Here is a 12,843-nt window from a genome sequence, read left to right on the forward strand (position 1 = left end):
GAAGAGACGCATGAGCCATCTGCTGTTACTGACGAACTCGAACGAACCGTCCGACCACGTCCTGCCCGCTCTGGGCCTTCTCCTGCACTCGGTACGGGTCGCACCCGCCGAAGCCGGCGCCCTTCTCGCCTCGGGCGCCACCGGCGGATCCAGTGCCCCCGTCGACGCCATTCTCGTCGACGCCCGCACCGACCTCGCGTCGGCCCGTAACTTCTGCCGCCTGATCGACACCACCGGACTGAACTGTCCGCTGCTGGTCGTGCTCACCGAAGGGGGCGTCGCGGCGCTCACCCCGGACTGGCAGGTCGACGACTTCGTCCTGGCCGGCGCGGGCCCCGCCGAGGTCGAGGCACGCCTGCGGCTGGCGGTCGGCGCCGCCGAGGCCGTGAGCGAGGACCCGGACGAGATCCGCCGCGGTGACCTGGTCATCGACGAGGCCACCTACATCGCCCGGCTTCGCGGCCGAATCCTCGACCTCACCTTCAAGGAGTTCGAGCTGCTCAAGTTCCTGGCGCAGCACCCCGGCCGGGTGTTCACCAGGGCCCAACTGCTCCAGGAGGTGTGGGGTTACGACTACTTCGGCGGCACCCGCACCATCGACGTCCACGTGCGTCGGCTGCGCGCCAAGCTCGGCTCGGAGTACGAGTCGCTGATCGGCACCGTCCGAAACGTCGGCTACCGGTTCGTTCCGGATACGGCGAACCGGTCGGTCACGACGGCGGCGGTTCCGGACACCCCCGCCGAGGCCGCCGAGCTGTCCTCGGCCCGCTCCACGGAGCCCGGGGCCGGGTAGGACCCATCGTTCCTCGTCACCCCGGGGCGTCCGTGTTGGACCGTGGACGTCCCGGAATCGTGTCCGATACCGCTCACCTGGGCGAACGACGAACATTCGGGTCCCGGGGTAAATCGAATGCCAAGGGGGACTCGAACTGAGCGGACGCAGAGTTTAGGATCGGTGACGCACCCGGCGGGCCACGGCTGGCGCGGCGGAACCCCTGGGCGCGGATCGAGCCACACTGGCGCGCCATCGCAAGGAGTGAGATCGCCCCGATGCCCGTCCCCGCCGCGACGACCCCCTCGTGCCCCTCGTTCGTCCGAAGAACACCCGCGATGCTCGGTGCCGTCTTCGTCGGCTCCACCCTGGTCCTCACCGCGGCCCCCGCCGTGGCCGCGCCCGGTGACGTGCTGCTGACCTTCGACAAGCCGTCGGACTCGGTCGAACTGGGTGAGGTCCCCGAGGCCAACGCACTCGCGGTGACCAACAACGGTGATCTCACGGTGTGCCTGCTCGGGTTGGACATCGACGAGTCCGCGAGGTCCGTCTTCAGGGTGGACGGTTTCGTCGGGCGCGACGTGTCCGGCGGTACCGGCCTCGACGGCATCGGTGTCGTCTCCGGAGCCCCGCGTGAGACCACCGATGTCACCGCGACCCTGACCTACGCGCTCGCCGACGAGGAAGGCGTGTGCGCCCAGGACGCACCCACCGAATCCTCCGCCGCCACCTGGTCGATCGAGGTCACCGAACCGGAGCCGAGCCCCACGCCGACCGAGGAACCCTCCGAGACTCCCACCGAGGAACCCTCGGAGACCCCCTCCGAGACTCCGACCGAGACCCCGTCGCCCACGCCCACGAGCAGCCCGACCCGGACCCCGACCAGCTCCCCCACGGAAGGGAACGATGAGGAGTCCGCATCCTCCACCCCCTCGGACCGGGCCTCGAACACCCCGTCGAATCCGCGGACGACTCCGTCGACCACCCCCGACCGCACGCCGCCTCGGGGCGACGTGCCCACGAGTGGGGCGGACATCCCAGACCTGCCGCGTGGTGAGGCCGACCTGCCCGAGCTCCCACCGGGTTCGGCCGAGGACCTGGCCGAACTCCCGTTGGTGACACCCTCCTCCGACGACGAGGACACCGAGACCGAGATCGCCGCGGACCACAGCGACATGGGACCGTCGGTCACCCCGGCGATCCTGCTCGCCGCCTTCCTGCTGGCCCTGCTGCTCGCCGCCCCACTGGCGCCCACCCGCCGGGTCCGACTCGCGGTCGGCGGTGGCTACCAGGGCAGGCGCCGTAAGGGCTGAGGGCCCGGCGTACCGATCGAACCGGCCCACACCACGGGTGTCGCGCGCCCACGCGGCGAACAGGATCTAGGATTGCCGCTCATGAACACCCCGCTAGTCACCGACGATCTCGCCTCCGAGCTGACCGAACCCGTACTGGCCCTGGCCGAAGCGGCCCGTGCCGTGGACGGCGTCGCTCCCCTGTCCGAGCACACCGTGCTCAGGGTCAGACACGGGGCACCCGCCGGCAGCAGCCGTTTCCACGTACTCCGCGGCGCCGACCCGACCGGACCGATCATCGGCTTCGCCTTCATCGAACGTGTCGAGGACGAACCCGACTCCGGTGAGGTCGTCGTCCACCCCGAGCACCGAGGTCAGGGGCTCGGGACGGCCCTGCTGCGCTCGGTCCGCGAGGACGCCGGGCCGCGCGGGGTACGGGTCTGGGCCCATGGACGCACCAAGGGAGCGGTCTCGGTGGCGGAGGCGGCCGGTTGGGAGCCGGCGCGTGAACTCCACAAGATGCGGATGCCGCTGCGCGACCTGGGCCCGGAGGTGCCGGGCGGCCCGTGGACGGCGCCCGAACTCCCCGAACCCGGACTGCGTCCCGAGGTCGCCGAGAAGGTGCGGATCCGCCCCTTCGTGGTCGGACAGGACGAGCAGGCCTGGTTGGACGCGAACGCCCGGGCCTTCGCCGACCACCCCGAGCAGGGCTCCCTGACCCTGGACGACCTGCTGCAGCGTGAAATCGAGGACTGGTTCGACCCGCGGGGCTTCTTCGTGGCGGCCACCACCAGCGGTGACATCGCCGCCTACCACTGGACCAAGACCCACGCCGACGGGGCGGGGCTCAGCGACGACGAGAGCGCCGGCGAGGTGTACGTCGTGGGCGTGGATCCGGCGTGGCAGGGCACCGGCCTGGGCCGCGCCCTGACCCTGGCCGGGCTACGGCACCTGCGTGACGCCGGGCTGCCCTGGGTCCACCTGTACGTGGACGGCGACAACGAGGCCGCCGTGCGCCTGTACGAGAGCCTCGGTTTCTCCATGTGGGACACCGACGTCATGTACGCGCCCGCGCAGCAGGGCTGATCACGGCCCGAACGCCCCGCCGGGGAACGGATTCCGTCAAGTGTGACGCGTCACATTAACCGGTCGAACCCCTTACCGCCACAGGTGTGCGATGCGGCGTTCATGTTCCGTTCACCTTCCCTGGGACAACTGGTCACCTCTGGGGCTTACCTTCACATTCGGTGCGGCATGCGCCTGTGTCGAGTCCCCGGCTCGGCCATGCCCGTATCGGTGTGACCGAGGAACCCGAGAGACCGGCCCAACTCACCATTCCCGAACCGGAGAATCCATGACGACCACGGACGCGCCCAAGGCGGCACCACCGCCCCGGGGCAAGCGCCGGATCGGCGATGCCGTCTTCGCCGGACTCGCGCGAGGGTCGGGTCTGCTGATCCTGGCGATCCTCGCCGGTGTGGCGGCCTTCCTGGTGATCCAGGCCTGGCCGTCGTTGTTGGCCAACACCTCGAACTTCCTGACCGACCAGTCGTGGGACGCCAACACCAGGGAGGATCCCTCCTTCGGTGTGGCCGCTCTGGCCTTCGGTACCGTTCTGGCCGCCTCCATCGCGCTGTTGCTGGCCACCCCGGTCGCCATCGGCATCGCGTTGTTCATCGTCTACTACGCGCCGCGGAAGCTCGCCGCCACGCTCGGCTACCTCGTCGATCTGCTCGCCGCGATCCCCAGCGTGGTCTACGGACTCTGGGGCATGATGGTGCTCGCCCCACAGCTGGTCCCCGTGTACGAGGGCATGACCCACTACCTGGGTTGGATCCCGCTGTTCGCCGGACCCTCCTCCACCTCCGGCCGCACCCTGCTCACCGCGAGCGTCGTCCTCGCGGTCATGATCCTGCCGATCATCACGGCGATGTCCCGCGACGTGTTCCACCAGGTCCCACAGGGCCACCGTGAGGCCGCGCTCGCCATGGGCGCCACCCGGTGGGAGATGATCCGCCTGGCCGTGCTGCCCTTCGGCAAGTCCGGCATCGTCGGTGGCGCCATGCTCGGCCTGGGCCGGGCGCTGGGCGAGACCATGGCCGTCGCCATGATCCTCTCCCCGGCCCTGGCGATCTCCTTCAACCTGCTGCAGAGCGGCAACCAGACCATCGCCGCGCACATCGCGCTCCAGTACCCCGAGGCCACCGGTTACGGGGTCTCCGCGCTGATCGCCGCCGGTCTGGTGCTGTTCGCCATCACTCTCGCAGTCAACATGGGCGCCCGCTACGTCGTGGCACGGGGCAACAAGGAGTCCGCATGAGCACGACGACCACGCAGCCTCACGCCCCCGGACCCGAGTCCGGCGCCAAGTCCGACCTTCGCGCGGGCACCCTGCCCCGCCACTTCCCGCTCGGTCTGCTGGTCGGCTGTGGCGTGGTGGTCGCCGGTGTCCTGGCCGCGTTCTCGTCCTTCGGTCTGATCACCTGGGCGTTGCTCACCGCGGTGGCCTACTCGGTCATCATCGTGACCGCCTCCAACCGTGTGGAGGGCGGTCGCAAGGCCAAGGACCGCATGGTCACGTCCATCGTCTACGGCTGCTTCCTGCTGGCCATGGCGCCGCTGGTGTCACTGCTGTACACCGTCGTCGGATACGGCCTGGACCGTTTCAGTCCGTACTTCCTGACCGTGTCGATGAACGGCGTCCTGCCGAGCATGGACGCGGGCGGTGTCTATCACGCCATCGTCGGCACCCTGGCCATCACCGGCATGGCCACCCTGCTGTCCGTGCCGATCGGTGTGCTCACCGCCGTCTACCTGGTCGAGTACGCCCAGGGCCGGATCAAGAAGGTCATCACGTTCTTCGTGGACGTCATGACCGGCATCCCCTCGATCGTCGCCGGTCTGTTCGTGGTGGCGCTGTGGATGATGCTCTTCGGCCCGGGTCACACCAACGGCGCGGCGGGCGCGCTATCGCTGACCGTGCTGATGATCCCGGTCGTGGTCCGATCCAGCGAGGAGATGCTGCGGCTGGTCTCCCGGGACCTGCGTGAGGCCTCCTACGCCCTGGGCGTGCCCAAGTGGCGCACGATCACCAAGATCGTGCTCCCCACCTCCGCCGCCGGACTGACCACCGGAATCATGCTGGCCATCGCGCGCGTTATCGGTGAGACCGCGCCCTTGGTCCTCACCGCGGGCTCGTCGGCGGTCTCCATCAACTGGAACCTGTTCGACGGACAGATGATGAACCTGCCCGTGTTCATCTACTCCCAGTTCCGCATGGGTGGGGCCGTCAACTACGAGAGGGCCTGGGCCGCGGCGCTGACGCTCGTTCTGATCGTCATGCTGCTGTTCATCCTGGCCCGCGTGATCGGCCGCCTCTTCTCACCCAAGACCCGCTAACACGAGGAACATCCTGTGGCGAAACGAATCGACGTCTCCGGACTACACGTCTACTACGGCGACTTCCTCGCGGTCGAGGACGTGTCCATGACCATCGAGCCGCGATCGGTGACGGCCTTCATCGGCTCCTCCGGCTGTGGCAAGTCGACCTTCCTGCGTACACTCAACCGGATGCACGAGGTCACCCCCGGCGCCCGCGCCGAGGGCAAGGTGCTCCTGGACGACATGGACATCTACGGGCCCGACGTGGACCCGGTGTTGGTCCGCAGCGAGATCGGCATGGTGTTCCAGAAGGCCAACCCCTTCCCCACTATGTCGATCTACGACAACGTGATCGCCGGGGCCCGCCTGAACAACAAGCGGATGAGCAAGTCCGAGGCGGACGACCTGGTGGAGGAGTCGCTGCGCGGCGCCAACCTCTGGAAGGAGGTCAAGGACCGGCTGGACAAGCCCGGCGCCGGTCTCTCCGGCGGTCAGCAGCAGCGCCTGTGCATCGCGCGCGCCACGGCCGTCAAGCCGTCCGTGCTGCTGATGGACGAGCCGTGCTCGGCCCTGGACCCGATCTCGACGCTGGCGATCGAGGACCTCATTCACAACATGAAGGAGGATTACACGATCGTGATCGTCACCCATAACATGCAGCAGGCCGCGCGTGTGTCCGACCAGACCGCCTTCTTCAACCTCACGGCGCCCGGCAAGCCCGGCAAGCTGATCGAGATGGGCGAGACCAACCAGATCTTCACCCGTCCCGAGAAGAAGGACACCGAGAACTACATCACCGGTCGCTTCGGCTAGCGGGACCGGCCCGACCCGTGGAAGGACCCCCATGGCCACTCCGTTGATCATCGACACCGACACCGCGCAGGACGACTGTGTGGCGTTGTTGGTCGGGCTGCTCGACCCCGAGGCGGATCTGCGGGCGATCACCATGGTCGCCGGGAACGTCGGGTTCGAACGGCAGGTGCGCAACGCGTTCTTGACCTTGGACGTGGCCGGGCGACTCGGCGAGGTGCCCGTGTACCTGGGGTGCCGTGGGCCGCTGGTGCGCGAGTGGGTGAGCGCGGAGAACGTGCACGGTGACGGGTCCGGTGGGCTGGACATGGACGTCTCCGGTCTGGTCACCGAGTCCGAGCACGCCGTGGACACCCTGGTCCGGATGGCGGCGGAGAACCCCGGTGAGCTGTCGATCGTGGCGATCGGTCCGCTCACCAACATCGCCATGGCGTTGGTGAAGGACCCCTCCTTCGTCGACAACGTGAAGTCGTTGTACGTCATGGGTGGTTCCAACAACGGTCGGGGTAACATCACGGCCGCCGCCGAGTTCAACTTCTACGTGGATCCCGAGGCGGCCAAGTCCGTGTTCTCCGCGGGATTCGACGTCACCGTGGTGCCCTGGGACCCGCTGACCCTGCGTCGGGCGGTGTTCGACCAGGAGCGGTTGGATCGGATCGCCGCCCTGGGCACCCCACTCGCGTCCTTCTTCACCCGGGTGTGCGCGGCCACCCTGGAGTTCGACCGCACGGTGGGCATCGAGGGCACCACGCACCCCGACTCCCTGACCGCGGCGCTCCTGCTGCATCCCGAACTGGTCCGGAAGGTCTCGCCCTACCACGTCGACGTGGAGACCGCCGGGGAGCTGACCCGCGGCTACTCGGCGATGTCCTGGGGCGTGCACGGGCTGGAGCCCAACGCCCGGGTCGTCGAGGACATCGACCCCGAGGCCTTCTACGAGTACCTGGTCGCGTTGTTGTCCCACCCCACCGAACCGAATCGTCCGATCCGGGGCCTGTGATCCAGCCGAGCCGATTCGGTTGCTCGGCCGACGATTTTCGTCCAGACCTGGCCATTTGACCCGTTTATGGTGCTTTAAAGCCTAGTGTCCCCTTCACTGAAGGGAGGGGATCCCATGCGAATCGCCATGACGGCCCCTGCGGCAGCGGTCCTGCTCACCGTCTCCGTAGGTGCCTGCGGCTCGGAACCCGCCACGACCTCCGGTGACGAGCAACGGACCACGGAGTCCCCCGGTGAGGAAGACTCCGGAGACGGAGACGGAGACGGCAGCGGGGCCGGCGGGGGCTCCGGAGGTTCAGGTGGAGACGGCGGCTCGGGCGGTTCCGGAGGCGACGGAGGCCGAGGTGGTCAGCCTGGGAAACCCTCCGCCGAGGAGGAGATCGACCCCCCACAGGAGGACGAAAGCGAGGGCGAGTCGACCGATGGGCCCGTCATGTTGGCCCTCGGAGCGAGCCACCGCTTCGAGGACGGTTTCACGGTGACCATGAGTTCGGTGGAGCGTCTGACCGAACCGGCGCCGGATCGCTCCGATACCTCCACCGACGACGTCCCCTCAGAGGATGAACCTCTCGACGAGGATCCCGTTGAGGAAACGACCGAGGACGACGCCTTGGAGGAGGACCCCGAAGAGGAGCCCACCGAGGCACCCGCCGACGAACCGACCGTGGAGAACGAAGAGTCCGAGGAAGAGCTCCTCGGGGAGGAACCCACCGACGAACCGGTGGACGAGGAGACGGTTGAGGAGACCGACGAGCCGATCAGCGAGGAACCCGTGGACGAAGAGCCCACGGAGGAGGAATCCGAGGAAGAGGGCGATGACTACTACGCCTGGAGCGTGGAGATCACCAACGGAACCGGGGAGGACCGGCACACCGGCTCGGTCCTCACGAGCTGTTCGGTGGGAAGCCCGCTGACGGAGTCCTCCGCACCTCTTCTCGGCGCGGCCCTCGAACCGCCCATGGTCCTGTCCACGGACGAGACCGGGAGCTGGGACGAGGACTGCTGGGCCGACGAGGACGACCCGACACTCCAGTGGACCCTGGAGTTCATCGACGAACAGGGCCGGAGTCTCTACCCTCCCCTGATCTTCGAGGGCCGGGTGGATTGAGGAAGCGCACGGACCGTCCCGGGTGAAGGAATGGAGGCGGTCTCCGTCGGGCCGCCCTCGGCGGGCGGCCCTATCGGGTCAGGCGCTGTAGGGAACGGCCTCGACGAGGGTGACGCTCACGGTCTTGCCGCTGGGGACCTTGTAGGAGCGCTGCTCCCCGCGGGCGGCGCCCATCAGGGCCTGGCCCAGGGGTGAGCTCGGCGAGTAGACGCTCATCGCCTCCCCGGACACACCCTCGCGGGCGCCGAGCAGGAAGGTCTCCGTGTCGGGGTCGTCCGCGTAACGGATGGTCAGGACCATGCCGGGCTCGGCGACACCGTCGTCCGGCGGGGCCTGACCGATGACGGCGTCCCGGATGAGCTCCTCGATCTTGTGGATGCGCGACTCACGGGCGTCGGGGCCCTCGACGAGGTGGATCCCCAAGCTCTCGGCCTCGGCGGGTTCCGCCGTGCCCTGGAGGACCGCCAGCTCCACGGTGAGCCGACGGTGGGCGTCCGGAGTGATCCAGACGCGGCTGTCGTTGGACATCGTGTTTCTCCCTTTGGAAGAGGAAGGGCGCCCGGCCGACGATTCGGCGGGGCGCCCGGTGGACGTGATGGTCGTTCACCGGAGTGGATCGAAGGGGCGTAGTGCCTCGGGCGGATTGCCCGTGGCGACCGCTCGGGCCAACATGCGGCCGGTGGCCGGGCCCTGGGTGAATCCCCACATGCCGTGTCCGCCGGCCACATACAGGCCGGGGATACGCGTCTCACCGATGATCGGGAGACCGTCCGCGGTGACCGGGCGCGACCCCACCCATTCGTCGGTGCGACCGGCCAGGTCGACCCCGGCCAGGTATGGTTCCGCCGATGAGGCGATCGCCGAGATGCGTCCCTCCGACATCGGGGCCTCGATGTCGCGGAACTCCATGGTTCCGGCGACCCTGAGTCCCTCCGCCAGTGGCGTACAGGCGACTCTGGCCTCCGGCAGGTAGAGCGGCCCGGGCACCGGTGTGTCGGTCGGCACGGTGAAGCTGTATCCGCGACCGGCCCGCAGTGGGACGGTGACGCCCCAGGGGCGGCCCTGACGGCCGAGCCAGGCGCCGGTGGCGACCACCACGGCGTCCGCCGTCTCGGTCTCACCATGGGCGGAGCGGAGACGGAAACCGTCCCGGCTCGTCTCCACCCCGGTGACCCGGAACCCCTCGACGATGCTGCCCCCGCGGGAGCGCACGGCGTCGGCGAGCGCGTGGGTGAACAGACCAGGGTGAACGTGCCGTTGGTCGTTGATCCGGACGCCGGCGCGGACACTGTTCGAGACGAACGGGCTCTGTGCCCGGACGGCCTCCTGGTCCAGCGCCGTGTAGGACAAGGGGAGCCCCGAGGCCCGCATCTGGTCCAGCTCCATGAGGAGGTGGACGGCTTGCCTCTCGCTACTGAACAGCGCGGTGACCGGCGCGTCCTCGACCTTGGGCCCGTCCTGCATGCCCACGCCCGCCTCGACGAGTTCGGTGAAGGCGTCCAGGCTCACGGAGCTGAGCGGGGCGTTGCCGGTCAGCGCCCGCTCCCAGGTGGAGCGGCGGCTGTTGAACGCGAAGGAGGCCAGGAAGCCGAGCAGTCCGGTGTCGGTGGTCGGCGGGATGGACAGCGGGGACTTCGGGTCCAGGACCGCGCGCACCCCGTGGCCGAAGACCGACGGGTCGTTCAGCGGAATGGTCAGCCCGGGCGCGATCCAGCCGGCGTTCCCCCACGAGGCACCGGAAGAGACCGTATCTCGCTCGACCACCGTGACCCCGACCCCGTACCGCTGGAGAAACCAAGCGGTCGACAGGCCCACGATCCCAGCGCCGACGACGATGACGGTACGCGGAACATCCGCGCCCTTCCCGGCCATGGCCTCTCCCTGTGCACGACGACAAGAGGGCGCGGTTCGCCCTCTGTTACCAAAGTGTGCCCTGGAACCTTGAGCCGCCCTTTGTCCGACACGCACAATCTCGACCTACGCTGAAGTCAGTTCGGAACAACGGAGGGGGCGCTGTGGTCCTTTTGGACCGGTTGGTCACCATCCTCGGCACCTATGGAACCAGGTTGGTCGGGTCGCGCCCCGCCCCGGGCACTGTTCTACGCGGGGTGGCCCTCCATGACCCCGGTTCACCCGGCCGAGAGGAGGGGGACATCCTCCTGGCGGTGGGCGTGGACGACCCCTCGCTCGCGGTGGAGCTGGCCGAGCGCGCCGGTGCCGTGGCGGTGCTGGTGCGCCCCTCTGAGTCCGTCGAGGACCACGGAAGGGCCGAGGCCGCCGCGAACGCCCGCGAGCGGGGCGTGGCCCTGTTGGTCGTGGACTCGTCGGTGTCCTGGGGACAGGTGGCCGGCGTGGTCTACGGGCTGGTGTTGGAGGGCGGCGAGACCGAGGCGGGGCGCGGACCGGCGGACCTGCCCGCGCTCGCGGACACCATCTCGGAGCGGGTGGACGGGCCGGTGACCATCGAGGACCCGCGTTATCGCCTCCTGGCCTACTCGCAGCGGCAGACGGATGCGGACCGGGCCCGGTTGGACACCATCCTGGGGCGGCGGGTGCCGGACGAGCTCCAACGCCACATGGAACGCACGGGGGTGACCGCGCACCTGGTGTCCTCCTCCGAGCCGCTCCACCTGCCCCCGGAACCGGCTCTGGGCCTGGGTGGACGGACCACGGTGGCCGTTCGTGTGGGTCGCGAGTTCCTCGGCTCCCTGTGGGTCGTGTGCGATCGACCACTGGGGGAGGAACGCTCGGCGCTGCTGGCCGAGGGGGCCCGAACCGTGGCCCTGCACATGCTGCGCACCAGGGTGAGCGCGGATCTGGAACGGCAGGTGGAGTCCGATCTGGTGAGCCGTCTGCTGGAAGGCGCCATGGATCCCACGGAGGCGGCGGGAAGGCTGGGTTTGGCCGCGACGGCGCATCGGGTGGTGGCGTTACAGGCGCACACCCCCGAAGAGCGCCACTCCGCCACCCTGATGACGTTCGAGCGGGCCACCACCGGGTTCGGCTGGTCCCGTCCCGGCCGGAGCACGGTGTTCGGCAGCACCGTGTACACCGTGTTGCCGTGCGGAACCGATCCGGCGACCGCCCGTGAGTGGCTGAACTCGACCACGAGAGGTTTGCCCTCACACGTGACGGTGAACGCCGGCATCGGTGGCCCGGCGGATCTGGCGAGGTTGCCGTCCAGCCGTCGTGAGGCCGACGAGAGCCTCGCGCTGCACGCCTCCCGGCCCGCCGACGTGGATCGCCCGGTACCGGCCTACGACGAGTCCTGGGACGAGGTGTTGGTGCACCGGCTGCGCATGGCGTCGTTGTCCGGGCGCCGGCCCGCCGACGGTCCGGTCGCCGATCTCGTCGCGCACGACGCCGAGCACGGCACCCGGTACACGGAGACGTTGCGCGCCTGGTTGGGCGCCTTGGGCGACCCGAACGAGGCCGCCGGGGAACTCGGGGTGCACCCGAACACGGTCCGGCACCGGATGCGCAGGATGGCGGGGGTCGCCTCGTTGGCCCTGGACAGCCCCCGCGCCCGGTTGGCGCTGGCCATCACCCTTGAGGCCTACACGGAACCTCCCACCTGAGCGCCGGGGGTTCCCGTTCGGGCGCCGTCATGCCCTGCTTCTCGGGGCGCCCGAACACGCTCCGGAGGAGCCGAAGAATACGATCAGCCGTTCTTGACGACGATGGTCTCCACTGTGTTGGCGACGTGCTCGAAGGCGTCGGCGGCGGTCTCCAACTCCTCGATCACGTCCTTGAGCTTGAGCACGGTGAGGGCGTCGTACTCACCGCTGAAGAGCTTGGCGAGGAGCTTGCGGTAGATCCGATCGGCCTGGTTCTCCAGCTGGTTGATCTCGATCCAGTAACGGGTCAGGTCCTTCATCGTCCGCAGCCGCGGCATCGCCTCGGCGGTGAGTTCGGCGGCTCGTTCGAGCACCTCGATCTGGTCGATGATGCCCTTGGGGAGGCGTTCGAGGCCGTAGAGCCCGATGAGGTCGACGGCGGCCTCCATCGAGTCCATGACGTCATCGAGGTTGGAGGCGAGTCGGTAGATGTCCTCGCGGTGGAGCGGAGGTGCCGAACTCTTGTTGAGCCGTCGCATGATGGCGTGGGTGGCGTCATCGCCGGCGTGCTCACAGGCACGCATCTTCTCGGTGATGGCTTCCCGGTCGGCCCCGTCGCTCATCAGTTCCACCAGCAGGCGGGCCCCGATGACCAGGTTGTTCGCCGAGTCGGTGAACATCTCGTAGTAACTGTCATCACGCGGGCGCAAGCGCAGGCGCACGTCGTTCTCCCGATGGTGCGGTGGTCTTCCTTGGTGGATGTTAAGTGCGCTGATCAGCTACTTCAGCGCGACAGCGTGGGACTCGTCCGGGCTGGACCCTATATGGGGGAGGCGGGTCCGGCTCGGGTCACCCCTCGTTCATCTGCCTGTGTCGGTGCGAGGAACGCCATGGGACATGGGTTCCTTCGCAATCCTCCCAATC

General features: G+C 68.8%; 12 protein-coding genes. 9 read left to right on the plus strand and 3 right to left on the minus strand.

Annotated features, from left to right (window positions below; genetic code table 11):
• Positions 1 to 10 precede the first annotated feature (10 nt).
• The 8 genes from ACWGKS_RS14855 to ACWGKS_RS14890 all read left to right on the plus strand — a co-directional run bounded on the left by ACWGKS_RS14855 (position 11) and on the right by ACWGKS_RS14890 (position 8,362).
• Entirely contained in the window at positions 11 to 793 is a 783-nt protein-coding gene (locus ACWGKS_RS14855) for a winged helix-turn-helix transcriptional regulator (RefSeq protein WP_358503675.1), read from the plus strand.
• 317 nt (positions 794 to 1,110) lie between these two features.
• Positions 1,111 to 2,085 carry a hypothetical protein gene (locus tag ACWGKS_RS14860; protein WP_452522847.1) on the plus strand — a complete coding sequence of 325 codons (975 nt, stop codon included), beginning with the start codon at positions 1,111 to 1,113 and terminating at the stop codon, positions 2,083 to 2,085.
• An 81-nt stretch (positions 2,086 to 2,166) separates the two neighbouring features.
• A complete protein-coding gene (gene mshD / locus ACWGKS_RS14865; protein ID WP_452522849.1) occupies positions 2,167 to 3,150 on the plus strand; it encodes a mycothiol synthase in 984 nt (327 codons plus the stop codon).
• A gap of 268 nt (positions 3,151 to 3,418) precedes the next feature.
• Positions 3,419 to 4,384, plus strand: a complete 966-nt coding sequence (gene pstC / locus ACWGKS_RS14870; RefSeq protein ID WP_358503684.1) for a phosphate ABC transporter permease subunit PstC — start codon at positions 3,419 to 3,421, stop codon at positions 4,382 to 4,384.
• The gene (gene pstA, locus ACWGKS_RS14875) at positions 4,381 to 5,463 is read left to right on the plus strand and encodes a phosphate ABC transporter permease PstA (RefSeq protein WP_452455433.1); all 1,083 of its coding nucleotides are present in this window, start codon (positions 4,381 to 4,383) and stop codon (positions 5,461 to 5,463) included. Before pstC ends, pstA begins: the two co-directional genes overlap by 4 nt.
• A gap of 15 nt (positions 5,464 to 5,478) precedes the next feature.
• Positions 5,479 to 6,258, plus strand: coding sequence for a phosphate ABC transporter ATP-binding protein PstB (pstB, locus tag ACWGKS_RS14880; protein ID WP_452455432.1), 780 nt, complete (start codon positions 5,479 to 5,481; stop codon positions 6,256 to 6,258).
• 31 nt (positions 6,259 to 6,289) lie between these two features.
• Entirely contained in the window at positions 6,290 to 7,255 is a 966-nt protein-coding gene (locus ACWGKS_RS14885; RefSeq protein ID WP_358503693.1) for a nucleoside hydrolase, read from the plus strand.
• Positions 7,256 to 7,369: 114 nt separating this feature from the next.
• Entirely contained in the window at positions 7,370 to 8,362 is a 993-nt protein-coding gene (locus tag ACWGKS_RS14890) for a hypothetical protein (RefSeq protein ID WP_452522852.1), read from the plus strand.
• A gap of 78 nt (positions 8,363 to 8,440) precedes the next feature.
• Here ACWGKS_RS14890 and ACWGKS_RS14895 read toward each other — a convergent pair whose 3' ends face one another.
• Positions 8,441 to 8,890 carry a GreA/GreB family elongation factor gene (locus ACWGKS_RS14895; protein ID WP_358503698.1) on the minus strand — a complete coding sequence of 150 codons (450 nt, stop codon included), beginning with the start codon at positions 8,888 to 8,890 and terminating at the stop codon, positions 8,441 to 8,443.
• Between the two features lie 75 nt (positions 8,891 to 8,965).
• On the minus strand, positions 8,966 to 10,234 hold the full coding sequence (locus ACWGKS_RS14900) for an NAD(P)/FAD-dependent oxidoreductase (protein WP_358503701.1): 1,269 nt from the start codon (positions 10,232 to 10,234) through the stop codon (positions 8,966 to 8,968).
• 143 nt (positions 10,235 to 10,377) lie between these two features.
• On the opposite strand from ACWGKS_RS14900, the gene ACWGKS_RS14905 reads away from it, so the two are divergent.
• Positions 10,378 to 11,940 carry a PucR family transcriptional regulator gene (locus tag ACWGKS_RS14905; RefSeq protein ID WP_358503704.1) on the plus strand — a complete coding sequence of 521 codons (1,563 nt, stop codon included), beginning with the start codon at positions 10,378 to 10,380 and terminating at the stop codon, positions 11,938 to 11,940.
• Positions 11,941 to 12,023: 83 nt separating this feature from the next.
• Here the strand turns inward: ACWGKS_RS14905 and ACWGKS_RS14910 are convergent, their stop codons facing one another.
• Positions 12,024 to 12,641: a DUF47 domain-containing protein gene (locus ACWGKS_RS14910; protein WP_067600200.1), complete on the minus strand. Its 618-nt coding sequence runs from the start codon at positions 12,639 to 12,641 to the stop codon at positions 12,024 to 12,026.
• Positions 12,642 to 12,843 lie beyond the last annotated feature (202 nt).

Source organism: Nocardiopsis sp. NPDC055879, from assembly GCF_053615935.1.